Raw genomic sequence first — 22,692 nt, forward strand, 5'->3', positions numbered from 1 at the left:
CGTCTTCCGCCGGGAGCCAAAGAGGACTTCATCATGGCCACTGTCACCAGCGCCAGCACCAGCTTCAACCCGCAACGCACGGCGTTTTCAATCATTGCAGCCGCCAGCTTCTGCCATATGCTGAACGACATCATGCAATCGCTGCTGACGTCGCTTTATCCGCTGCTGAAAGCCAATTACGCGCTCGACTTCATGCAGATCGGCCTGCTCACCTTCGCATTTCAGGTCACAGCATCGCTGCTGCAGCCGGTTGTCGGCATGGTGACGGATCGCTGGCCCATGCCGTTCTCGCTGCCGGTGGCCATGCTGTCCACCTGCGCCGGCCTCATCACGCTTGCCTTCGCCCATAGTTTCGAGGTTCTGGTGATCGGCGCCTGCCTCATCGGCATCGGTTCGGCGATCTTCCATCCGGAAGCCTCCCGCGTTGCACGTCTGGCATCCGGCGGTCGCCACGGTCTGGCGCAATCCTTCTTCCAGGTGGGTGGCAATACCGGCACGGCCATCGGCCCGCTGCTCGCCGCCTTCATCGTCATCCCGCTTGGCCAGTCCAGCCTCAGCTGGTTCTCGCTGATCGCGCTCGTCGGTTTTGGCGTGCTTTCCTGGGTCGGCGTCTGGTACACCCGCCACCGCCGCGCAACCGTCGGCAAGGCGCCGGCCAGCCGCACCCTTCCCCTCGCCCGTGGCACTGTCATGATGACGCTTCTGGTACTGGTGGTTCTGACCGCCACCAAGAATGCCTATCTCGCCAGCCTGTCCAGCTACTTCACCTTCTACACCATCGACAAGTTCGGCCTTGGTGTTCAGGATGCACAGGTTCTGCTGTTCCTCTTCCTCGGGGCTTCGGCGCTCGGCGTGTTCTTCGGCGGCCCGATCGGTGACCGTTTCGGCTCGCGCGTCGTCATCTGGTTCTCGATCCTCGGCGTCATTCCCTTCGCGCTGCTGCTGCCCTATGCGAACCTGTTCTGGACCGCCATTCTCGTCGTCGTCATCGGCTTCGTGTTCTCCTCCGCCTTCTCGGCCATCGTCGTCTTCGCGCAGGAACTGGTGCCGGGCCGCGTCGGCCTCATCGCCGGCATGTTCTTCGGTTTCGCCTTCGGTTTCGGCGGCATCGGGGCTGCGGTTCTCGGCATCTATGCGGATAAGGAAGGCATCGAATTCGTCTACCGCATCTGCTCCTATATGCCGCTGCTCGGCCTGTTGACGGTGTTGCTGCCAAAACTGCCGAGCCATCGGTAAAGGCCTTTCGCTGCAAACGTTTCATCGCGGCAGTCACCTGTGCTAATCAGCAGGTGACTGCCGTAATCCGTTCAGCGAAGACTTAAGCCATGCAAATCCCGATAAAATCGATCCTGGTCTTTCACGCCGCCGCAAGGGCCGGCAGCATTTCACGGGCGGCGGAAGAACTGAGCGTGACGCCTTCGGCCGTTTCGCAGCAGATCCAGCTACTGGAAGGCCAGCTTGGCACGACCCTGATGGCCCGCACCGGCCGCAGGGTGACGCTGACCGAGGCCGGCGAGCGGTATTTCTCGATGATCACCGCCCAGATCGAGCAGATTTCCGACGCCACCGACAGCATTCGCGGCTTCCGTTCGGTCACGACGCTAACGATCAGGGCGACGCCGACCATTTCCAACAAATGGCTGCTGCCGCGCCTCGGCTCGTTTCTGGAGGAGCACCCCGAACTGGAAGTGCGCCTTGACGGCACCAACGAGCCGACCGATTTTTCGCAGGAACTCGTCGACATAGAGCTGCGCCACGGCGATGGCCGCTGGCCGGGTCTCTTCGTGGAAGGGCTGGTTGAGGAGGAATTCCTGCCGGTCTGTTCACCAAACCACCCGGGCGCGGGTAAATTTCTGCCCGAGGAATTGCAGAGCCAGCGGCTGATCCATTCCGTCAAGGCACAGGCGCAATGGAACCATTGGTTCCCTCTGGCGGGCGTGACAGCCGAAAAGCGCTGGCGGCGCGTCCTGTTCGATCGCAGCCACATGGCCATCGACGCCGCCGTTCTCGGCATCGGCGTGGCGCTGGAAAGCACCTTGATGATGGAGCGGGAGTTGCAGGACAAAATGCTGGTCCCGGCCGTGGCCGATGCGCCGCGTATCAAGCTCGTCACGCAATGGATCGTTTGTCCGCATTCCCACCTGCGGCAGAGAAAAGTGACGCTGTTTCTGGAGTGGATGCGAAAACAACGCGACGAGTGGCAAACCCGTCGCGTTGTCTGATGTTTCAGGCTTTCCGTTTCCGCGTCAGTAAAGACCCATCAGCCTGATCGGCGCCAGCGTCAGATCCGGGAACAGCACCAGGGCCAGGATCGCGGCGACAAGAATGGACATCGGCGCAAGCGATCCCTTGATCACATCCTCGATCGACATTTTCGCCACCTGCGCCACCGCAAACAGGCATACACCGACCGGAGGCGTGACAAGCCCAAGCGTGAGGGTGATGACCATGACGATCAGGAAGTGGATCGGATCGACCCCAAGCAAGACGGCCGGCGGCATAAGCACCGGGATCAGAATGAACATGGCGGCAATCGCATCCATGAACATGCCGACGACGATGAGGAACAGGAAGATCAGAACCATCGCCATGGTCGGCCCGGTGCTGATATGGCCAAGGAAGACCGCAACCTGCGCCGGCAGGCCATCAAAGGTGAAGACCCAGGCCGCCAGTTTTGCCGTCGCCGCGATGAACAGGATCGAGCCGGATGTGCGCGCCGTTTCCATGAAGATGCCGAGCAGCGCCGAAAACGGGATCGTGCGGTAAAGTATGACGGCCAGAAACAGCGTGTAGACAACGGCAATGCCGGCCGCTTCCGTGGGCGTGAAATAGCCATCGACAATACCGATCAGCAGGATCACCGGCGTCAGCATCGGCAGGATGGCCGCAAGGCCGGTCGTCACCACACGCCGGACATTGAAAGGCGTGGGCGGATTGAACCCATTTCGCACCGCATAGATGTGATTGTAGACCATGAAGACGAATGCGAGGAACAATCCCGGCACCAGCCCCGCGACGAGCAGGGTTCCGATGGAGGCATTGGCGACGGAACCGGCGATGACGATGAGGATCGACGGCGGGATGATCGAGGAAAGGGTGGAGGTGCAGAGCGTCAGGCCGACGGCATATCCCTTTGGAAAACCGTGGCGCTCCATGGCCTTGATCTCGATGGCGCCGATGGAGGCGATATCGGCGACGGACGAACCGGAGACGCCGCCGAAAATCACCGACGAGGCGACATTGACGTGGCCGAGACCGCCGGGAAGCCAGCCGACAATCGCCTCGGCAAAGTCGAACAACCGTTCGGCGACCTTGCCCCGTTCCATCAGGACGCCGACAAGAATGAAAAGCGGCACCGCAACCAGAAGGAAGGAGTTCATGCCCGAAAACATGGTTTGCGCCAGAAGGTCCATCGGCATCGACGTATAAAGCGCGATGGACGCCAGGCTGGCGAGACCAAGTGCAACGGCAAGCGGAACGCCGAAAGCGCTCATGAGAAGGAAAAGTCCAAGCAGCGTCAGGCTCATGGCCGTTTCTCCATATTTCCAACCACCAGATCGTCATCGGCGAGAGGCTGCAGGCCCTCCGGCAGTTCGATGCGGTCGCGATGCTGGCGCAGGGATTCCACGATGGCGGCAATGCCGAGAGCCGCGCTGAGCGGAATGATGATGCCGATCATCCACATCGGCGTGGCAAGCGTCGCGGCGGCTTCATTCATCACATATTGCTGGCGCACCAGCGTCCAGCCCGTCCAGATCATCAGGCCGAAAAAGACGACCGACGACACGACGTAGATGGGCAGCGCAAGACGCCGCACACAGGCCGGCATCAGCGCGATGAACACCGTTACCCGCGCCATGTCGGCGGTGCGGAAGCTGCCCGCCACGCCCAGGAACACCATCCATATGAAAAGATACCGTGTCGCTTCCTCGGTCCAGGAGACCGGAGTGCCCCACATTCGGGTCGACACCTGCAAAAGCACGACGGCCAGAACCCCGATAGCGGCCAGACCGGCCAGCACGTCGGTCGCCAATCTGATGACCCTGCCGAAAAATGATGACGTTTCGTCCATAAACCTGTCCTCCCAACCGGACCGGCTGCGCGCCGGCCCGGAAGACCTGATGGCCTTACTTCTTGCCGACGGCGGCAATGGTCTTGTCAAAGAAAGCCTGATCCTTCACCAACCCGGCAAAGACCGGATAGAGGCCCTTTGAGACTTCCACGAAAGCCTTCTGCTGCTCCGGCGTCAGGCGATTGATCTCCATTCCGTGTTTCTGCAGTTCGGCAATCGTCGCTTCGGCGCTCGAGGCGTCGTTTTGCACCTTCCACACTTCCGCTTCCTTCGCCGCCTCCTCGACGGCCGCCTTGTGCGCATCGCTCAGGGCGTTGAACTTGGCGGGGCTGATGCCCAGAACCCAGCCGTCACCCATATGGTTGGTGATCGAGACGTATTTCTGCACCTCGTAGAATTTCGCCGACAATGGGACGTTGATGGGGTTTTCCTGGCCGTCGACGACCTTCAGCTGCAGGGCGTTATAAACCTCGGCAAAGGCGAGCGGCGTCGGTGCGGCGCCCATCTTCTTGAAGAATTCCACCCAGAGCGGATTGTTGGGAACGCGGAACTTCAAACCCTTGAGATCATCCGGCGAGGTTATCGGGCGCTTGGAATTGGTCATCTGGCGGAAGGGGCGCGGCCACAGATCCACCGCCTTGATGCCGATCTTTTCCAGCCCGGCAATCAGCTCCTTGCCCTGCTCACCTTCCAGATAGGTGCGAAGCTGTTCTTCATCGTCAAAAAGATAGGGAATGGAAATCGCTGAAAAACGCGGGTCGAAATTCGCATAAAGCGATGTCGCCAGAAGCAGCATGTCGAGCGATCCGCCCGCCAGCTGCTTGACGGCGCCCGATGGATCACCGCCGTAAAGCGAGCCGTTCGGGAAGACCTTGACGGTGACTTCGCCATTTGTCTTGGCGGACACCAGCTCGGCGAACTTGTTGGCCGCGAGCGTAATTTCGGAATTGTCCGGATCCGGCGTCGAAAGCGTGAGCGTTTCCGCCTGCGCGATCGATGCAACCAGCATGGTGGCGGCGAGAGCCAGCCCGTAAAGTTTTGAAATTTTCATGTGTTCCTCCCTTTGTTGTCTCTAGACTGTTTCGAGCGTTCCTCCGAACGCATTCATGCGTTTAATTTCAAGGATCACACCGCTGTGATCAAGCTCACCCGCACCATGCTCGACCATGGAACGGAACAGCCGGTCAACCTCCTCGCCGACCGGTAATCTGAGGCCACGGCTCTTGGCGAAAGCCAGCGCCGTGGAGGTATCCTTCACCTGATATTTCGCCGGCCCGCCGGGGCGAAAGTTGCTCTCCACCATGCGTTTTCCGTGCTGCCGGAAGACGGTGGAGTCGGCAAAGCCGCCAAGCAGGGCCTCGCGCACCTGCGCCGGCTCGGCTCCCCCCGCTTCAACCAGCGTCAAGGCTTCGGCGACGGCGCAGATCGTCGAGGCGACGATCAGCTGGTTGGCAAGCTTGGCCAGAGAACCGCAGCCCACCGGACCGACATGGGTGACGCGGCCAAGGCAATTGAGGAGTGGCCGCAATGCATCCACATCCCGCTGTTCACCGCCGGCCATGATGGCGAGCGTTCCTTCGATCGCTCCCTTTTCTCCGCCAGAGACCGGCGCATCGATATATCTGACGCCGCGGGCCTTGGCCGCTTCCGCCTGTTGCCGTGCGCTATCGACTGGGATGGAACTCATCACCAGCAGGATAGCACCGGGCTTCATGGTGGAAACGACGCCCGAGACACCGAGCAGCACCTCGTCGCAGACCGGCCCGGAACTCAGCATACAGAGCACGACATCGGCTTCGGCCGCAGCTTCGGCAGCCGTTGCCGCCGGCTGCACACCCTTTTTCGCCAGAACCGCAGCCTTGTCAGCGCTGCGGTTCCAGGCCTTGACGGAAAACCCGGCCTCCGCCAGACGCCCCGCCATGGGGGCACCCATGATACCCGTTCCGATAACGGCGATCTGGCGAATGTCAGCCATCGTTTCCATCTTTCAGAGCCATTGCCGGTTTAAAAAACGTACCGGCAGTTCTTCTTCGATGAGGGCGGGAAAAGCCGCGCGGAACCGGTCGAGATGCGGTGTTTTCAGATGGTCGTCGAAAGCCTCTCTGCTGTCATAGACCTCATAAAACACCACATTGTTTCCGGTTTCCGGCCGCACCACGTCGAATTGCCGGCAACCCGGTTCGTCCTCGACCGAATGCTTGGCGTCATCGCGCGCGGCGTCGAGAAAGGCATCCATCGCATCGGGCTTAACCCGAAATTCCGCGATCACCACGAAGGCTCCCTTTGACATGTCCTCTCCCCCGCCCATCAAGCCGCGGCGTCTTTTTGCGGACGGAAGCGGTTTTCCATGTCTTGACGCAGCTTCACCACATCAAGGTCATTGATGAGCTCCACATCGTCGAAACTGACGATCTGGTCCTTCTTGATGGCGCGCTTCAGCTTGACATTGTGGGCAAGGCCAATCGGCAGCGCCTTGATATCAAGGCTGCGGGTGGCGGGAATGGCGTTGGCCCAGACCGCGTAACCGCCCTCACCGTCCAGCATTTCGCCCGGCTGCATGTCCTTCTTTGCCGTGGCGACGGCATCACCGCGGAACTCCTTGGAGCAACCGGTGGCCTCGTTGCGCAGGACGGCGGAAAGCACGCTGATCGATGTTTCAAGGCCGATGATGTGGAACGGACGCCACATGGAGGCGTACCAGCCCGACGGATCGGTCAGCAGGCCATATTGCTTGAAGCAGGCGCGGGCATATTCATTATGCGCCTTGAAGGTGACGAAAACGCCGTAGCGGATGTTGTTGAACACCTCGCGCCCATCCGGCTCCTGGCTTGCGGCAATATCGACCAGACCGGAGCGCGCCATGCGGCCGCCATCGGCAGCGGGGCGGAAGACGCGGGCCAGATCGTGCAGGCCGGCCGGCGGGAAGGCCAGACCGTCATCCGGGCAATCCAGTCCCGTACCGTTGGCGACGGCCGCCATTTCGATGGCCGCCTTGGTGCCGTCGGTGAAGGAATTGTACATTTTCGGATTGAAGTCGCCCTTGGCCACTTCCTCGTCGGTCCAGCCGAAATAACCCCAGACCGTGTCCGGCGTCGAATAACGGTAACGCGGCTCGAAATTCATGCCCTTGCCGGCGGAGACGACCTCGAAACCGGTGGCGCGCGCCCAGTCAACCAGCTCGCAGATCAGCGCCGGCTGGTCGCCGTAAGCCATCGAATAGATCAGGCCCTTGGCGCGGGCCTTTTCGGCAAGGATCGGCCCGACCATGACGTCGGCTTCGACATTGACCATGACGACATGTTTGTTGTGCTCAATGGCGCCCAGTGCATGGCGCGCACCGGCCAGCGGATGGCCGGTGGCCTCGATGACACATTCGATTTCGCCGCAGGCGAAAAGCTCGTTCACATCATCGGTCACATAGGTCTTGCCGCTTTTCAGCGCATCGGCGCAGCTCGTCGCGTCATAACGCTCCTTCGGCCAGCCGACGCGGTCAAACGATTCCCTCGCCTTGCCGACATTGAGGTCTGCGACGGCGACCATGTGGAAACCGGCGATGCGCTGCGCCTGCGCCAGCACCATGGAGCCGAACTTGCCGGCGCCGATGAGACCGACCCTGACAGGTTTGCCACCGGCTGCACGCGCTGACAGAAGAGAATAGAGATTCATGTTTTGACATCCTTCGCTGGGGAAATTGCTGGCAAGAGTGTCCAGTCTGCCCGGCGAAGGCCATGCGATACCGAGGCTACGAAGGCGTGACCCTCGCGGCAGCGACAACATGACGTTTCTGCGTTCCTCCCGGATCCCGGCACGCCTTTGCGCCGGCTCTCGCGGTCGCCTCCCAAAGCAACCTTGGGAACAGAGTAGGAGCGTTCAAATATTAGTTCTATTTAGAAAATCAGATTTTTTGTTTAGTTTATCTAACAAGTCATCAGGCCGATTTACGCAGCATCAGATCGGCGCTGAGCAGGATGCGTTCCCGCATCCGGGTGGCGGCATCATCCGCCTCTTCGTTCAGCTTCTGCAACAGAAGCTCGATCGACAGCCTGCCGATCTCGTTATAATTCTGCGCCACCGTGGTAATCGGCGGGCAGGCATAACGCGACAACGGATGATCGTCATGACCGGCAACCCTGAGATCGTAATCCGCGCCGTGACCAACCTTGATGCCCTTCTGGAAAGCGGCGGCGATGACGCCGAAGGCAATACGGTCATTGGCGCATAAAATGGTGCGGGATGGCAAATGCCCTGCCCCATCCAGCAGCCGGCTCGCTTCATCAAAAGCGAAACGCTCGAAATCCCAGGTGACGATGCCGGGCACATCGATCACATGCGGTTCGAAACCAAGACGCTGCATCGCCTCCTCATAGGCCGTGCGGCGTGTCGCGGCATTGGTGTTGACCTGCGGCATGTCGAAGAAACAGGGCGGCTCGCCCGAACGGCAGAGATAATCCACCATCAGCCCGACGCTCTGGCGATTGTCGGTGCCGACAAAGGCCGAGGTCTCATCCAGCGGCGAATCGACATAAACGATGGGAATGCTGGCCGCGAGTTGCTCCAGCGTCGCGCGATGGGATTTGACGCCAAGCGGGGCGATGATCGCACCGGCGACATTCATCGACTTGAAGGTGCGGATGGCCCGGTCTTCGATTTCCGCCTTGCCATCCGAAGACAGCACGAAGGCAAGGAACCCAGCCTCATTGGCGATGAGTTCGATACGGCTCGTTAGCGCCATATAAAACGGGTCGGTGGAGTTCGGAATGATGATGCCGATGATATTGGAGCGGCGGCGGTTGAGGTTGACGGCGAAGATATTGGGCCTGAATCCCGATTTCTTCAGCGCATCCTCGATGGTGTCCCGCGTCTTCTTGCGAACCGAGGCCGGATCATTGAAGTATTTCGAAACGGTCGGGCGGGAAAGGCCGACGAATTCCGAAAATTCTTCCATCGTCCTGATAGATTTGGCCAAAGTGCTTGCCCCCATGAAATATTACATGTGGTACTTTATATCGACCGGCCTTCGCACGAAAAGCCGGTCGACTGCGGTTATCAACCACCAAACGATCATTCGGCTGCAAATTGCACTTTCATCGTGGCCGGATCGGATGGTTTCTTCGTAAAGAACGGCAGCATCTCCGAAAGCGGCAACCGGTGCGAGACGAGCCGCGCCATGACATCGCCATCCGTTTCCAGAATGGCGAGCGCCTGCGGGATGTTACGGTTCAGCGAATGCGAGCCGACAAGCTTCAGCTGCCGCCGGAAGATTTCGAAAGGCGCCACCGAAATGCGGGCATCCGGCGCGCAGACGCCGAAAAACAGCGCGGTGCCGCCATCCGCAACCAGCGGGATCATCGCTTCCGCAACGGGGGCAATACCCGTCGCATCGGCCACAAGATCAAAAGACTTCTGCTGCCGCAGGAGCGCTTGCGAGCCGGAAACCGCCACCTTGAGCCCGAGATTTTCGGCAAAGGCCAGTCTGCTTTCATTGATATCGGCCATCGTTACCGTGGCAATGCCGCGTGCTTTCAGCGACAGGGCCAGCAGCAGGCCGATGGGACCGGCACCAAACACAAGCGCACTCTCCGGCACCACGCCACTCTCACCAATGCCAGCGCTCTGCATGCCGTTGACGACGCAGGCGAGCGGTTCGGCCAGCGCTGCGACATGATAGGGCATGGAACCGATGCCGTGCAGGTGATCCGCACGCACCACGCTGAATTCCGCAAAGCCGCCATTATGGGAAACGCCATAGGCCTTCAGCGTGCTGCAAAGGTTGGTCAGCCCCTTCCTGCAGCTGACGCAGGTGCCGCAGGGCAGATTGGGATCGACGGCCACCCGGTCACCGGCCTTGATATCAGTGACATCGGAAGCCACGGCCGCAACTTCACCGGCATATTCATGGCCGGGAATGACGGGAAACGCACCGTCACCATAACGCGCATGCAGCACGTCTATATCGGTGTGGCAAAGCCCCGAAGCCTTGACCCGCACAAGCGCGTGGCCCGGCGGCAGATCGGCGACGGGGAGTTCCGCCAGCACGGCGCGTCCCTTCTCGACGAATTGAATGGCATGCATGGTCATCTCCGGCTTTTCAGCTCATCCAGTTGCCGCCATCGACATTATATGTCTGGGCGAGAATATAGTCGCTGTCGGCGGAGGCGAGGAAAACCGCCAACCCTTTGATGTCATCAGGCGTCGCGAAACGGCCGATCGGCACGGATTTGGCCACCGCCGCCTTCTTCTCACCCGGCTTCAGGCCTTCCCATTTGGCGAATTCCGCATCGACCACTTCCCAATGCTCGCCATCCACCACACCGGGCGCAATGGCGTTGACATTGATGCCGTGTTTAACGAGCGCCAGCGCCGCCGATTGCGTGGCGGAAATGATCGCCGCCTTGGAGGCGCAATAAAGCGTGACGAGCGCCTCGCCGCGCCGTCCGGCCTGGCTCGCCATATTGATGATCTTGCCGCCGCGCGCACGGGCGATCATCACATTGGAGACGGCCTTCATCATGAACAGCGGCCCCTTGAGATTGATGTCGAACACCCGCTCATAGCTCTCTTTGGTAATGCCGTTGATCGGCGCCATGTCGAAGATCGCGGCATTGTTGACGAGAATATCGATACCGCCGAACTCTTCATCCACCGCCTTCACCACGGCGTCGATCTCGGAAAGATCGGTCACATCCAGCTTCACGGCCTTGGCGGCAGGGCCGATGGCGGCGGCGGCGGAAGCCGTCGCGCGGGCAATATCGATATCGGCGATAATCACCTTCGCGCCTTCATCGGCAAAAGCCTGCGCGAAACCAAGGCCGATACCGCGGGCGGCGCCGGTGATCAGCGCGACCTTGTTCTTCAATCTCATGTCGATCTCCGTGATGCATGGCGGGGAATCTGGCCATGCCCGTTTGTTGTTAGATGCTTTTCCTCACTCGCCTCATTCCTGTGCTTGTCACAGAAATCCAGCCGACGCGCGTCTGCGCGGCGAGAGAGTCCTTCCAGCCCAAAGACTTGGGCTGACTGGATTCCTGTGACAGGCACAGGAATGAGGGAAGAACTGGCCCTTAATCCCCACCCATGCCGCCCGCCGCCAAAGTGACGAACGGGCGGCACGCCGGGAGGACGCGGCTACTTGATGTAGCCCGCGCGGGTCATGTCACGCTCGACCTGCTTCTGCGCGCCTTCGAGCGCCGCATCGACGGTCTGCTGGCCGGAAAGGGCGGCCGCGATCTGCTGGCCGACAACCGTACCGATGGACTGGAATTCCGGTATGGCCACGAACTGCACACCGGTATAGGGCACCGGATCCTTGGTCGGCTTGGACGGATCGGCAGACATGATCGCCTTCAGCACGGTATCCGCAAAGGGTGCGGCCTTCTTGTATTCCGGCAGCTCGTAGGTGGATTTGCGCGTGCCCGGCGGCACGGCCACCCAGCCTTCGCTTTCACCAACCGTCTTCACATAGGACTTCGAGGTCGCCCATTTGACGAAGGACTTGGCGGTTTCAAGCTTCTTCGTGCTGTTGGGAATGGCAAGGTTCCACGACCACGACCAGCTCGAACCGTTAGGCGTTACCTCGACCGGAGCACGGGTAAACGCGGTCTTGTCGGCAACCTGGCTCTGCTTGGGGTCATAAACGCGGCCCGCCGCCGAGGTGGCGTCGATCCACATGGCGCAACGGCCGGATGAAAACAGCGTCTGGTTTTCGTTGAAGCCGTTGGCGGCCGCACCGGGCGGGCCGTAAGAGGTCATCAGCGCCACATAATCCGCAATCGCCTTTTTCCACGGCTCGCTCGTCAGCTGCGGTTTCCAGTCCATGTCGAACCAGCGGCCGCCATAGGTGTTGATCATGGTGCCGAGGAAGGCCATGTTTTCGCCCCAGCCCGGCTTGCCGCGCAGGCATATGCCATATTGCTGTTTCGACTTGTCGGTCAGCTTGGCAGCGAAATCCTTGATCTGGTCGTAGGTCGGATTATCAGGCATTTTCAGGCCGGCGGCGTCGAACAGGTCCTTGCGGTAAAGCGTGAACGAGCTTTCGGTGTAGAACGGCACGGCGTAAAGCTTGCCATCCACCGTCAGGCCCTTTTTGATCGGGTCGAGCAGATCGGCGTAATCGTAATCGTCGCCGAGATCGTCGACCGGCGCCAGCCAGCCCTGCTTGCCCCAGATCGGCGCTTCGTAACCGCCGATGGTCATGATGTCGAACTGGCCGCCATTGGTGGCGATATCGGTGGTGACGCGTTCGCGCAGAACATTCTCTTCCAGCACGATCCAGTTGATCTTGTTGCCTGTTTCCTTCTCCCAGGCGCTGGAAAGCTTCTGCATGATGATCATGTCGCCATTATTCACGGTGGCGATGTTGATTTCTTCCGCCTGCGCCAGCCCGGCCAAAAGGCCCGCTCCCACCACAGACGACGACAGAATTCCAATGAATTTGCTCATGAGACCCGCTCCTCCTTTACGGATGTCCACGCATAACAATACATGCGTAAATTTTTTATCTCGCAAAACCACACCGATTGTCAACATCCAAAATAAATGATGGCGCCGCCATGCTGGCTCGAAATGTGTACAACACTTTGTTTATAAAAACATATCTTCACAATCATTTATTATTTCACGTATTTCCCTTGCTGCATTGCAGCAGATTTTTCATCAATTAATATCTTGACGCGTGTAAACTTTAATTGATATTCGAAAAATCAACAGACCGAAATGCACCTGCCCGGCAGGACGAGAGCACACGCTTATGGAGGAAACGATGAGGCAGGCATCTGCACTGGCGCCGCAGACCCAGGGCCCGACCATCACGGCCGGGGAAATCCTCGTGGAGATCATGGCGACGACGGTGGGAAATGGCTTTCTTGAGCCGCAGACGTTGATCGGCCCTTTCCCGAGCGGCGCACCCGCCATCTTCATCGATCAGGTGGCGCGCTGCGGCGGAACCGCCGGCATCATCGCGGCAGTCGGTGACGATGATTTCGGCCGCCTCAATGTCGAAAGGCTGCGCCGTGACGGCGTCGACGTCTCGGCCATCGCCACTATTCCAGATCGCCCGACCGGCAGCGCCTTCGTGCGCTACCGCGAGAACGGCGCGCGCGACTTCGTTTTCAACATCGCCCATTCAGCGGCCAGTGAAACGCAAATGACCGATGAAGCGCAGGCGCTCATCGAAAAAGCCGGCCATGTGCACGTCATGGGGTCGGCCTTCGCGATAGCCGGCATTGGCGAAATCATTCTCGAAGCCATCAAGAGCGTCAAGGCACGCGGCGGCTCGGTCTCCTTCGATCCGAACATCCGCAAGGAACTGGCGCAGGGTGATGCCGGCCGCAGGCTGATCGACGATCTGCTTGCCGTCACCGATCTCCTGCTGCCGTCAGGCGAGGAACTTCAGGCGGCCTCCGGTCTGGACGATGAGGATGCTGCGATAGAGAAGCTGCTCGTCTCCGGTGTCGGTGAAATCGTGCTGAAACGCGGCGCGAAGGGCGCAAGCCATTTCAGCCGCGCCCATGGGCGCATCGACGCCCCCGGCCTGAAGGTCACGGAAATCGACCCGACCGGTGCCGGCGACTGTTTCGGCGCAACCTACCTCACCTGCCGCCGCCTCGGCATGCACCCCGGACAGGCGCTCGCTTATGCCAATGCATCGGGCGCCCACAACGTCATCAGGCGCGGCCCGATGGAGGGCGCCGCCAGCCTTGCCGAACTCGACGCCTTCATCGCCGCGCAATTGTCGGAGGAAGTCCCATGACCGCCATTCTGGAAAATCTAGCCGCCGCGCGCCGCGCCGGTAAACCTGCGGGCATCACGTCTGTCTGTTCGGCCCACCCCGTTGTCCTGCGCGCCGCAATCCGCCGCGCCGCCGCCAGCAAGACAGCCGTGCTGATCGAGGCGACCTGCAATCAGGTCAATCATCTCGGCGGTTATACCGGCATGACGCCGCTGGATTTTGTTGCCTTCGTCAACAGCATCGCCTCCGAAGAAGGGCTGCCCGCCGAACTGCTGATCTTCGGCGGCGATCATCTCGGCCCCAACCCCTGGCGCCGGGAAAAGGCCGAGGACGCGCTGACAAAAGCCGCCGCCATGGTCGAAGCCTATGTTTCAGCTGGTTTTCGCAAGATCCACCTCGATGCATCCATGGGCTGCGCCGGTGAACCGGTGGCTTTAGACGACGTAACGATTGCCAACCGCGCCGCGAAACTCGCAGCCGTCGCCGAAAAGGCCGCCACCGATGCCGGCCTGCCCAAACCGCTCTACATTCTCGGCACCGAAGTGCCGGTGCCCGGTGGTGCAGACCATGTGCTCGACACGGTTGCGCCGACCGAACCACAGGCGGCGCGCAACACCATCGATCTGCACCGCGAAATATTCGCGCAGCACGGCCTTTCGCAAGCCTTCGAACGGGTCATCGCCTTCGTCGTACAGCCCGGCGTGGAATTCGGCAGCGACAATGTTGTCGCTTATGATCCGCAGGCAGCGCAGAGCCTCAGCGCCGTGCTGGACGGCGAACCGCAACTGGTCTTCGAAGCCCATTCGACCGATTACCAGACGGAGACAGCACTTACCGCACTCGTGCATGACGGATATCCGATCCTCAAAGTTGGCCCCGGCCTCACCTTCGCTTACCGGGAAGCGCTTTACGCTCTTGATATGATCGCCTCCGAAATGGTCGGCACCTATGGCGACCGGCCGCTGGCGCGGACCATGGAAAAATTGATGTTAAGCGCACCGGGCGACTGGCAGGGCCATTACCATGGCGATGACATCACGCTCCGATTGCAGCGCCACTACAGCTACAGCGACCGCATCCGTTATTACTGGACGCGGCCGGAAGCGCTTGCAGCCGTTTCCGCCTTGCATAAGGCGCTGGATGGGAAGACAATTCCCGAAACCCTGCTGCGCCAGTATCTCGGTGAGTTGCCGCTCGCGGCGGTTGCGGGCAGGACGATGGAGGAGGTTCTGGTCGCGGCGGTGGATCAGGTGCTGGCGACCTACCATGCAGCGACGGGCGAAGCCCGCCACTAGAGCGGCTTTCCGTCCTTCCAGACGCACAAAGGACGCTCTAGCCCTTTTAATCTGCGCATCGTTACGCACGAAAATCGAATACGATTTTCTGCCCGATGCACCAAGACAATCGTTAAATCCGGCTGCACCGGCGGGCAACGCCGCGGCTATCGGTCAGGGAGGGGACTACCAATGGCAACCCGAAACACGAGCGGTCTTGCGCGGGTGATGCTTGCGCCATCGGTGCTGTTATTGCTGGTGTGGATGATCGTGCCTCTGGCGATGACGCTCTGGTTCTCGTTCCAGAACTACAATCTCCTCAACCCGGCCAATGTCAGCTTTGCCGGTCTGTTCAATTACCAGTATTTCTACACCGACCCGGCCTTCTTCCAGTCGATCTGGAACACGTTGCTGATCGTCGGCGGTGTGCTGTTGATCACCGTCATCGGCGGCATCGCCATTGCGCTCCTGCTCGACAATGACATTTTCGGCCAGGGCATCGTGCGCATCATGATCATCTCGCCCTTCTTCGTCATGCCGCCGGTGGCCGCATTGGTGTGGAAGAACATGATCATGCATCCCGGTTACGGCGTGCTTGCCGATCTCTCGCGCTTCTTCGGTCTGCAGCCGGTCGACTGGTTCGCGCAGTTTCCGCTGCTGTCGATCATCATCATCGTCGCCTGGCAATGGCTGCCGTTTGCGACCCTGATCCTGCTCACCGCCCTGCAGTCGCTCGATGGCGAACAGAAGGAAGCCGCCGAGATGGATGGCGCCAACTTCGTCAACCGCTTCGTCTATCTGACCCTGCCGCATCTTTCCCGCGCCATCACCGTCGTCATTTTGATCCAGACGATCTTCCTGCTCGGCGTTTACGCGGAAATCCTCGTCACCACCAATGGCGGGCCGGGTTATGCCTCGACCAACCTCGCCTTCCTCATCTATCGCACGGCACTTCTGGGCTACGACGTCGGCGGCGCATCGGCCGGCGGCATCATCGCCGTCATCCTCGCCAATATCGTCGCCATCTTCCTGATGCGCGCCGTCGGCAAGAACCTCGACCGGTAAAGGGGAAACATCATGGCCCGCAAGACAACCACACGTGCGAAGATCGGCTTTTCCATCGCGGCCTGGGCCGTGGCGCTCCTGCTGTTCTTCCCGATCCTTTACGCCTTCCTCACCTCGATCAAGACCGAGCCGGAGGCAATCGCCGGCTTCAGCCTCATTCCCTCGGGCACGCTTGAGAATTACGTGACGGTTCAGACCCAGCGCGATTACTTCAAGCCGTTCATGAACTCGGTGGTGCTGTCGCTCGGCTCGACGATCATCGCGCTGATCATCGCCATTCCCGCCGCCTGGGCCATGGCCTTCTCACCGACCAAGCGCACCAAGGACATTTTGATGTGGATGCTCTCCACCAAGATGATGCCGGCCGTCGCCGTCCTGGTGCCGATCTACCTGATCTTCCGCAATGCCGGCCTGCTCGATACCCGCATCGGGCTGACCGTCATGCTTACCTTCATCAACCTGCCGATCGTCGTGTGGATGCTCTACACCTATTTCCGGGAAATCCCCGGCGAGATTCTGGAAGCCGCCCGCATGGATGGCGCATCGCTGTGGAACGAGATCGTGCATGTGCTCACCCCGATGGCGGTGCCCGGCATTGCCTCGACGCTACTTTTGAACGTCATCCTCGCCTGGAATGAATCCTTCTGGACCATCCGGCTGACGACCACCAATGCGGCGCCGCTGACGGCCTTCATCGCCTCCTTCTCCTCACCGCAGGGGCTGTTCTGGGCAAAACTCTCGGCCGCCTCGATGATGGCGATCGCCCCCATTCTCGTCATCGGCTGGTTCTCGCAGAAACAACTCGTGCGTGGCCTGACCTTCGGCGCCGTGAAATAAGGAACGACAAACATGGGCAGCATTTCCCTTCAGAACGTGTCCAAGCTCTTCGGTGAGGCGAAAGTCATCCCGTCGATCGACCTCGATATCAACGACGGCGAGTTCGTCGTCTTCGTCGGTCCCTCAGGCTGCGGCAAGTCGACGCTTCTGCGCCTCATCGCCGGGCTGGAAGACGTCTCCGGCGGCAAGATCGTCATCGACGGCAATGACGCCACCGAAAAGGCGCCGGCCGAGCGCGGCCTTGCCATGGTGTTCCAGTCCTATGCGCTTTATCCGCATATGAGTGTCAGGAACAACATCGCCTTCCCGCTGAAGATGGCCAAGCTCGACAAGGCGGTGATCGATAAAAAGGTCGAGGATGCCGCCCGGGTGCTGAACCTCACCGATTATCTCGAGCGCCGGCCCTCGCAGCTGTCGGGCGGCCAGCGCCAGCGTGTCGCCATCGGCCGCGCCATCGTGCGCGAACCGAAAGCCTTCCTGTTCGACGAGCCGCTTTCCAACCTTGATGCGGCGCTGCGCGGCACCATGCGACTGGAAATCTCCGAGCTGCACAACACGCTGAAGACGACGATGATCTACGTCACCCACGACCAGGTGGAGGCCATGACCATGGCCGACAAGATCGTCGTCCTCAACCGCGGCAATATCGAGCAGGTCGGTTCGCCGATGCAGCTTTACCGCTCCCCCGCCAACCTCTTCGTCGCCGGCTTCATCGGCTCGCCGCGCATGAACCTCATCACCGGCGACTTCGCCCGCAGCAAGAACGCCGCCACCGCCGGCGTGCGACCGGAGCATCTGGCGCTGTCGAAAGAAAGCGGGCTGTGGCAGGGCAAGGTCACCGTCGCCGAACATCTCGGCTCCGATACCTTCCTGCATCTCGAGGTGTCAGGCATCGGCCCGATTACCGCAAGGACCGATGGCGAGTTCGAATGCAGGCATGGCGATACCGTCTTCATCACCCCGGACGAGACAAAGATCCACAGGTTCGATGAAAAGGGTGGGGCGATCTAGGTGCTGGCTTTCACAAGGTTTTTCATTCACAGCGGACCCGCAGGCGCGTGGGCTTACCCCCTCTGCCCTGCCGGGCATCTCCCCCTCAAGGGGGGAGATCGATCTGCGGCAAAGTCTCGCACATCTCGAAGCTTGCGAGTGAAGCGATGAAAGAGCCTCTTGCCGATCTCCCCCCTTGAGGGGGAGATGCCCGGCAGGGCAGAGGGCGGTAAGCCCACGCGCCTGCGGGTCCGCGTGAATGGAAAATCTTGTGAAAGCTCACTTCCAGCCGGAGCCTCCACAATAGACGACCGAAGGGCAATCTGATGCCACGGTTGGCGCGTTTGCGAAGGTTCTCAACGTCTCCAGCTTTTCGTCGTTCCGGCTTTAGCCAAAATGACGGAGGGGGCATACAACGGCACAGGAAACCCTCCCGCCGAGTACTATGCCAAACCTCACGCCTCCCCGATCCTGACGCCATTCCTGTCGAAGACATGCAGCCTTTCCTGCGGGAAACCGACCCGCAGGGACTTGCCCGGCTGCAACAATGCCCGGTCCGACGAGAACAGCTTGAAGGGCAATCCATGCACGGTGAGGTGCAGGATAACGCCGAGGCCGGTCGGTTCGACGAGATCCACCGTCGCCTCGACGCTGCTTTCGGCGGGTGAGACGGTGACATGTTCCGGGCGGATGCCGAGCGTAACCGGCTCGCCATCGGCAAGCTTCACATCACGGCCGAGCGCGAGGCGCGTGCCGTCACCCAGCACGACGAAACTGCCGCCATTCTCCCGTTGCAGCCGTCCTTCGAGGAAATTCATGCCCGGCGAACCGATGAAACCGGCGACGAAAAGATTGGCGGGACGGTCGTAGAGATCAAGTGGCGCGCCGATCTGCTGCACATGGCCGGCATTCATGGCGACGATACGCGAGGCGAGCGTCATCGCCTCGATCTGGTCATGGGTGACGTATACCGAGGTCGCGCCGAGATCGGCATGCATGCGCTTGATTTCGGCGCGCATCTGCTCGCGAAGCCGGGCATCGAGGTTGGAGAGCGGTTCATCGAACAGGAAGGCTTTCGGCTGGCGCACGATGGCGCGGCCCATGGCGACGCGCTGGCGCTGGCCGCCGGAGAGCGCCTTCGGGCGACGGGCGAGATAGGGATCGAGGCCGAGCTTTGCCGAAGCACCTGCCACCGCCGCCGCGATGGTTTCCTTGGTGCTGCGGCGCAGGCGCAGGCTATAGCTCATATTGTCGGCGACGCTCATATGCGGATAGAGCGCATAGGACTGGAACACCATGGCGATATCGCGATCCTTCGGCCGGCGATCATTGACGCGTTCGCCGTCGATGGACAGGTCGCCGGATGTTATCTCTTCAAGCCCGGCGATCATGCGCAGCAGCGTCGATTTTCCGCAACCGGAGGGACCGACGAGGACGATGAACTCGCCATCCCTGATATCAAGATCGACGCCATGCAGCACGGCGAGGTCGCCATAGGTCTTGCCGACATTCTTCAGCTCGATGGAAGCCATGGGATTATCCTTTCACCGCGCCGGCCGTCAGGCCCTGCACGAGATAACGTTGAATGAGCAGGAAGAAGAGGCAGGCCGGTATGAGCGCCAGAACGCCCGCCGCCATCATCTGCCCGAAATCGACGGAAAATTTCGAAACGAAGGTCAGAAGGCCAACCGGGAATGTGGCGCTCTGGTTGCCGGAAATCAGCATCAGCGCAAACAGAAGTTCACTCCACGCGGCGGTGAAGACGAAGCCGAGCGTGGCGGCAATGCCCGGCAATGTCAGCGGCAGGATGATCTGGCGGAAGGCCGTAAACCGGCTCGCCCCGTCGATCATCGCCGCCTCTTCCAGATCCTTCGGAATGCCATCGAAGAACGACTGCATGAGGAAGGTAGCAAAGGGCACGTTGAAGGCCGTATAGACGATGACGAGGCCCGTCAGGCTGTTGGTGAGGCCGAGCGGCGACAGCATCTTGAAGATCGGCGCGACCAGCATGACCAGCGGGAACATCTGGGTGATCAGCATCAGGGCGATGATCCAGTATTTGCCCTTGAAGCGGAATCGCGACAGGGCATAACCCGACAGCGAGGAGAGTACCGTTACGGCAAGCGCCGTTGAGCCGGCGACGATGACGCTGTTCTTAAAAAACGTCGGGAAAGCACTGTTTTCTATGACGAAACGATAGTGATCCCATGTCGCCCGCGATGGCCACATCCTGACGCCTTCGCTATAAAGCAGGTCATTCGGCGTCACGGACACCTTGAGCAGCCAGAACAGCGGGAAAAGCGCGAAGGCGATGTATGCGAGGATCGCCAGACGATGGGCAAGGGTGAGAAATATCCTTGATGTCATCGGTCAGTCCTTCTCGATCAGGCGCTGGCGCAAAAGCACGATCAGCATGGAATAGGCGAGCAGCAGCACCAGAAGCACCAGCGCAATGGCCGAGGCATAACCGAAATCCAGACGCCGGAAGGCCTGGGTGAAGATGTAGCTGGCGACGATCTGCGTGCGGTCGGCCGGCCCGCCATTGGTCATGACGATGATGAGATCGGCGAAATTGGCGATCCAGACGGTGCGCAACAGGATGGTGATGGCGATGGTGGGCGCCAGGAATGGCAGGGTGATGGAGGTGAAGCGCTGCAGCGGGTTCGCGCCGTCGATTTCCGCCGCCTCGTAAAGATCGCGCGGGATAGCCTGAAGCGCGGCCAACAGGGTAATGGCGAAGAAGGGAATGCCCCACCAGACATTGGCGATGATCGGCCCCCACATGGCAAGCTGCGGATCGGCGAGAATATTGTTGGGTGCGGATAACAGCCCGAGCGACACCATCCAGTGTGGCAACGGCCCGATGACCGGGTTGAACAGCCAGGCCCAGTTGAGACCGGCAAGGAAGGTCGGCACGGCCCATGGCAGGAACACCAGCGCCTGCGCCAGCCCCCTGCCCGCAAAGGGCTTGTCCAGCAGCAGCGCCAGAATGAGACCGAAGAAGAATTGCAGGAAGACGGAAGCGCCGGTCCACCACAGCGTATTTTTCAACGCCCGGTAAAAGGCCGTGTCCTGCGACAGCGCCTCCAGATGTTTCAGGCCAACGAAACCGCCGGAAAACGGATTGAGCAGTTGCACATCGCGAAAGGCATAAGACAGGCCAAGCACCAGCGGCACCAGCATGACGGCGACGATGAGCACAAGCACAGGCGCGCTGTAGAGCCAGGGTTCGGCCCAGTCGGCAAAGCGCCGCATTGCGGGCTTGCCAGCCGGTTTGCGCGCGGCCACCGGCCCGGCGCCATGGGCATAGGACATTGTATCGCTCCCTGATCGGACGACGGAACGGATGGGTTTCCAGCCTTTCGGCCGGCCGATCCGAAAAATTGCGAGGAAAAGGCCTGTCGCAGCGAAGGCCGGCAAGACCGCCGCACGGGCATTTTCGCCCGCACGGCCGGTCAATGTCGTTACTTCGAGGCCAGGAACTTCTGCTGCGCCTTGGTCATGTACTCAGCCCATTGCTTGGCGAGGTCTTCCGGCGTGATATCGCCGAGCAACGCTTCCTGCGATGTCTTGATCACGAGCGAATCCTTGAAGAAGGCGAATTCCTCAAGATAGGTCGGCATCGTTGTCGGCACGGCGTTCTTGTCCGCCAGCTCGTCGAACCAGCCCTTGAACTGCTCGCTGGCATAGAAGGGGTCCTTCTCCGCCGACTTGTGCACCGGCAGCGCACCGGTCTTCTTGTTCCACTCGATATTGCCTTCCGGCCCTTCGAGCGTCTCGATCAGCTTCCAGGACAGGTTCTTGTTTTCGGATTTCGACATCATCGACCAGCCTGCAAAACCAATCGTCGGGAAGGTCTTGCCGTCAGGTCCCTTGGGCATGGTCATGATGCCGAAATCTTCCGGCTTCATGCGCTGGGCAATGGCGATCAGCGCATCCGGGTCCTGATCGAGGAAGGCGCAGGTGCCGGAATAAAAGCCGGCGACGATCTCGTTGAAGCCCCAGTTGACGCTGTCCTTCGGCGCCAGGCCGTTCTTGTAGAGATCGACCACATAGGTCAGGCCCTTCACCCAGCCGGGGCTGTCGAAGGTGGAGGTGCCTTCCTTGGTGAAGAACTCGTTCGAGCCGGCCATGGATGCGCCGAACATGACCCAGCCGTTGAGGCCACCCGGGCCGCCGCGAAGGCAATAACCGTATTTGCCGGGAAGTGCCGCGACCTTCTTGGAAGCATCGGCGAATTCGTCGAGCGTCTTCGGCGGCTCCTTCACGCCGGCTTCGGCCAGCAGCTTCTTGTTGTAGAACATGGCGCGCAGGTAGAAACCATAGGGCAGCATATAGGCCGTGTCCTTCACGTCACGGCCGAGTTCCAGCGTGCGCTCGCTCAGGCCCGCGGTGTGTTCCCACTTGGCGAGGTAAGGCTCAAGGCTTTCGAGCATGCCATTATTGGCGTAGAGCGACAGCCATGTGTCGGGCATTTCCATCACATCAGGCACATCGCCGGCCGAGACCATGGTGGCGAATTTCTGGAAAGCTTCGCTCCACGGCAGAGAGATGATTTCCACCTTGGTGCCGGGATTGGCAGCCTCGAATTTCGAAACGATACCCTTCAGCGTTTCGGTGCGTTCCGGGCTGGTGATGACTTCCACCAGCTTCAAGGTCGTGTCCGCCAGCGCCGTTCCGGTCATCAGGGCGGTGAAGATTGCTGCTGTTACCAGTTTTTTCATGTC

General features: G+C 60.4%; 21 protein-coding genes. 7 read left to right on the plus strand and 14 right to left on the minus strand.

The window, feature by feature from the left end; genetic code table 11:
* Window positions 1-33: 33 nt before the first annotated feature.
* Both CFBP6623_RS15850 and CFBP6623_RS15855 read left to right on the plus strand, forming a co-directional pair.
* Complete coding sequence (locus CFBP6623_RS15850) at window positions 34-1,236, plus strand: MFS transporter (protein WP_046800390.1); 1,203 nt, start codon at window positions 34-36, stop codon at window positions 1,234-1,236.
* Window positions 1,237-1,325: 89 nt separating this feature from the next.
* Window positions 1,326-2,222, plus strand: coding sequence for a LysR substrate-binding domain-containing protein (locus CFBP6623_RS15855; protein WP_046800389.1), 897 nt, complete (start codon window positions 1,326-1,328; stop codon window positions 2,220-2,222).
* Between the two features lie 24 nt (window positions 2,223-2,246).
* Here the strand turns inward: CFBP6623_RS15855 and CFBP6623_RS15860 are convergent, their stop codons facing one another.
* From CFBP6623_RS15860 to CFBP6623_RS15905, 10 genes are all read right to left on the minus strand, one after another.
* On the minus strand, window positions 2,247-3,527 hold the full coding sequence (locus CFBP6623_RS15860; protein ID WP_046800388.1) for a TRAP transporter large permease: 1,281 nt from the start codon (window positions 3,525-3,527) through the stop codon (window positions 2,247-2,249).
* Window positions 3,524-4,072, minus strand: coding sequence for a TRAP transporter small permease (locus CFBP6623_RS15865; RefSeq protein WP_046800387.1), 549 nt, complete (start codon window positions 4,070-4,072; stop codon window positions 3,524-3,526). The genes CFBP6623_RS15860 and CFBP6623_RS15865 overlap by 4 nt, the downstream gene beginning before the upstream one ends.
* A gap of 55 nt (window positions 4,073-4,127) precedes the next feature.
* Complete coding sequence (locus CFBP6623_RS15870; RefSeq protein ID WP_046800386.1) at window positions 4,128-5,123, minus strand: DctP family TRAP transporter solute-binding subunit; 996 nt, start codon at window positions 5,121-5,123, stop codon at window positions 4,128-4,130.
* A gap of 21 nt (window positions 5,124-5,144) precedes the next feature.
* Complete coding sequence (locus CFBP6623_RS15875; protein ID WP_046800498.1) at window positions 5,145-6,047, minus strand: NAD(P)-dependent oxidoreductase; 903 nt, start codon at window positions 6,045-6,047, stop codon at window positions 5,145-5,147.
* A gap of 12 nt (window positions 6,048-6,059) precedes the next feature.
* Entirely contained in the window at window positions 6,060-6,362 is a 303-nt protein-coding gene (locus tag CFBP6623_RS15880) for a putative quinol monooxygenase (protein WP_046800497.1), read from the minus strand.
* A gap of 17 nt (window positions 6,363-6,379) precedes the next feature.
* Window positions 6,380-7,738 carry an NAD(P)H-dependent oxidoreductase gene (locus CFBP6623_RS15885; protein ID WP_046800385.1) on the minus strand — a complete coding sequence of 453 codons (1,359 nt, stop codon included), beginning with the start codon at window positions 7,736-7,738 and terminating at the stop codon, window positions 6,380-6,382.
* A 262-nt stretch (window positions 7,739-8,000) separates the two neighbouring features.
* Window positions 8,001-9,017 carry a LacI family DNA-binding transcriptional regulator gene (locus CFBP6623_RS15890; protein WP_046800384.1) on the minus strand — a complete coding sequence of 339 codons (1,017 nt, stop codon included), beginning with the start codon at window positions 9,015-9,017 and terminating at the stop codon, window positions 8,001-8,003.
* A gap of 116 nt (window positions 9,018-9,133) precedes the next feature.
* Window positions 9,134-10,144: a D-altritol 5-dehydrogenase gene (locus tag CFBP6623_RS15895; protein WP_046800496.1), complete on the minus strand. Its 1,011-nt coding sequence runs from the start codon at window positions 10,142-10,144 to the stop codon at window positions 9,134-9,136.
* Between the two features lie 16 nt (window positions 10,145-10,160).
* A complete protein-coding gene (locus tag CFBP6623_RS15900; RefSeq protein ID WP_080842768.1) occupies window positions 10,161-10,934 on the minus strand; it encodes a galactitol 2-dehydrogenase in 774 nt (257 codons plus the stop codon).
* Window positions 10,935-11,197: 263 nt separating this feature from the next.
* Window positions 11,198-12,511 carry an ABC transporter substrate-binding protein gene (locus tag CFBP6623_RS15905; protein ID WP_046800382.1) on the minus strand — a complete coding sequence of 438 codons (1,314 nt, stop codon included), beginning with the start codon at window positions 12,509-12,511 and terminating at the stop codon, window positions 11,198-11,200.
* Window positions 12,512-12,830: 319 nt separating this feature from the next.
* On the opposite strand from CFBP6623_RS15905, the gene CFBP6623_RS15910 reads away from it, so the two are divergent.
* The 5 genes from CFBP6623_RS15910 (at window position 12,831) to CFBP6623_RS15930 (ending at window position 17,986) form a co-directional block, all read left to right on the plus strand.
* Window positions 12,831-13,820 carry a tagatose kinase gene (locus CFBP6623_RS15910; RefSeq protein WP_046800495.1) on the plus strand — a complete coding sequence of 330 codons (990 nt, stop codon included), beginning with the start codon at window positions 12,831-12,833 and terminating at the stop codon, window positions 13,818-13,820.
* Window positions 13,817-15,094, plus strand: coding sequence for a D-tagatose-bisphosphate aldolase, class II, non-catalytic subunit (locus CFBP6623_RS15915; protein ID WP_046800381.1), 1,278 nt, complete (start codon window positions 13,817-13,819; stop codon window positions 15,092-15,094). Before CFBP6623_RS15910 ends, CFBP6623_RS15915 begins: the two co-directional genes overlap by 4 nt.
* A 171-nt stretch (window positions 15,095-15,265) precedes the next feature.
* On the plus strand, window positions 15,266-16,138 hold the full coding sequence (locus CFBP6623_RS15920; protein WP_046800893.1) for a carbohydrate ABC transporter permease: 873 nt from the start codon (window positions 15,266-15,268) through the stop codon (window positions 16,136-16,138).
* 12 nt (window positions 16,139-16,150) lie between these two features.
* The gene (locus tag CFBP6623_RS15925) at window positions 16,151-16,975 is read left to right on the plus strand and encodes a carbohydrate ABC transporter permease (RefSeq protein ID WP_046800892.1); all 825 of its coding nucleotides are present in this window, start codon (window positions 16,151-16,153) and stop codon (window positions 16,973-16,975) included.
* Between the two features lie 12 nt (window positions 16,976-16,987).
* Window positions 16,988-17,986 carry an ABC transporter ATP-binding protein gene (locus tag CFBP6623_RS15930; protein WP_046800891.1) on the plus strand — a complete coding sequence of 333 codons (999 nt, stop codon included), beginning with the start codon at window positions 16,988-16,990 and terminating at the stop codon, window positions 17,984-17,986.
* A 434-nt stretch (window positions 17,987-18,420) separates the two neighbouring features.
* Here the strand turns inward: CFBP6623_RS15930 and CFBP6623_RS15935 are convergent, their stop codons facing one another.
* The 4 genes from CFBP6623_RS15935 to CFBP6623_RS15950 form a co-directional block, all read right to left on the minus strand.
* Window positions 18,421-19,497 carry an ABC transporter ATP-binding protein gene (locus CFBP6623_RS15935; protein WP_046800890.1) on the minus strand — a complete coding sequence of 359 codons (1,077 nt, stop codon included), beginning with the start codon at window positions 19,495-19,497 and terminating at the stop codon, window positions 18,421-18,423.
* 4 nt (window positions 19,498-19,501) lie between these two features.
* On the minus strand, window positions 19,502-20,332 hold the full coding sequence (locus CFBP6623_RS15940; RefSeq protein ID WP_046800889.1) for a carbohydrate ABC transporter permease: 831 nt from the start codon (window positions 20,330-20,332) through the stop codon (window positions 19,502-19,504).
* Between the two features lie 3 nt (window positions 20,333-20,335).
* On the minus strand, window positions 20,336-21,280 hold the full coding sequence (locus tag CFBP6623_RS15945; RefSeq protein ID WP_046801101.1) for a carbohydrate ABC transporter permease: 945 nt from the start codon (window positions 21,278-21,280) through the stop codon (window positions 20,336-20,338).
* A 149-nt stretch (window positions 21,281-21,429) separates the two neighbouring features.
* Complete coding sequence (locus tag CFBP6623_RS15950; protein ID WP_046800888.1) at window positions 21,430-22,689, minus strand: ABC transporter substrate-binding protein; 1,260 nt, start codon at window positions 22,687-22,689, stop codon at window positions 21,430-21,432.
* Window positions 22,690-22,692 lie beyond the last annotated feature (3 nt).

Origin of the sequence: Agrobacterium tumefaciens (assembly GCF_005221385.1) — a bacterium.
In the GTDB taxonomy this organism is placed as follows: domain Bacteria; phylum Pseudomonadota; class Alphaproteobacteria; order Rhizobiales; family Rhizobiaceae; genus Agrobacterium; species Agrobacterium tomkonis.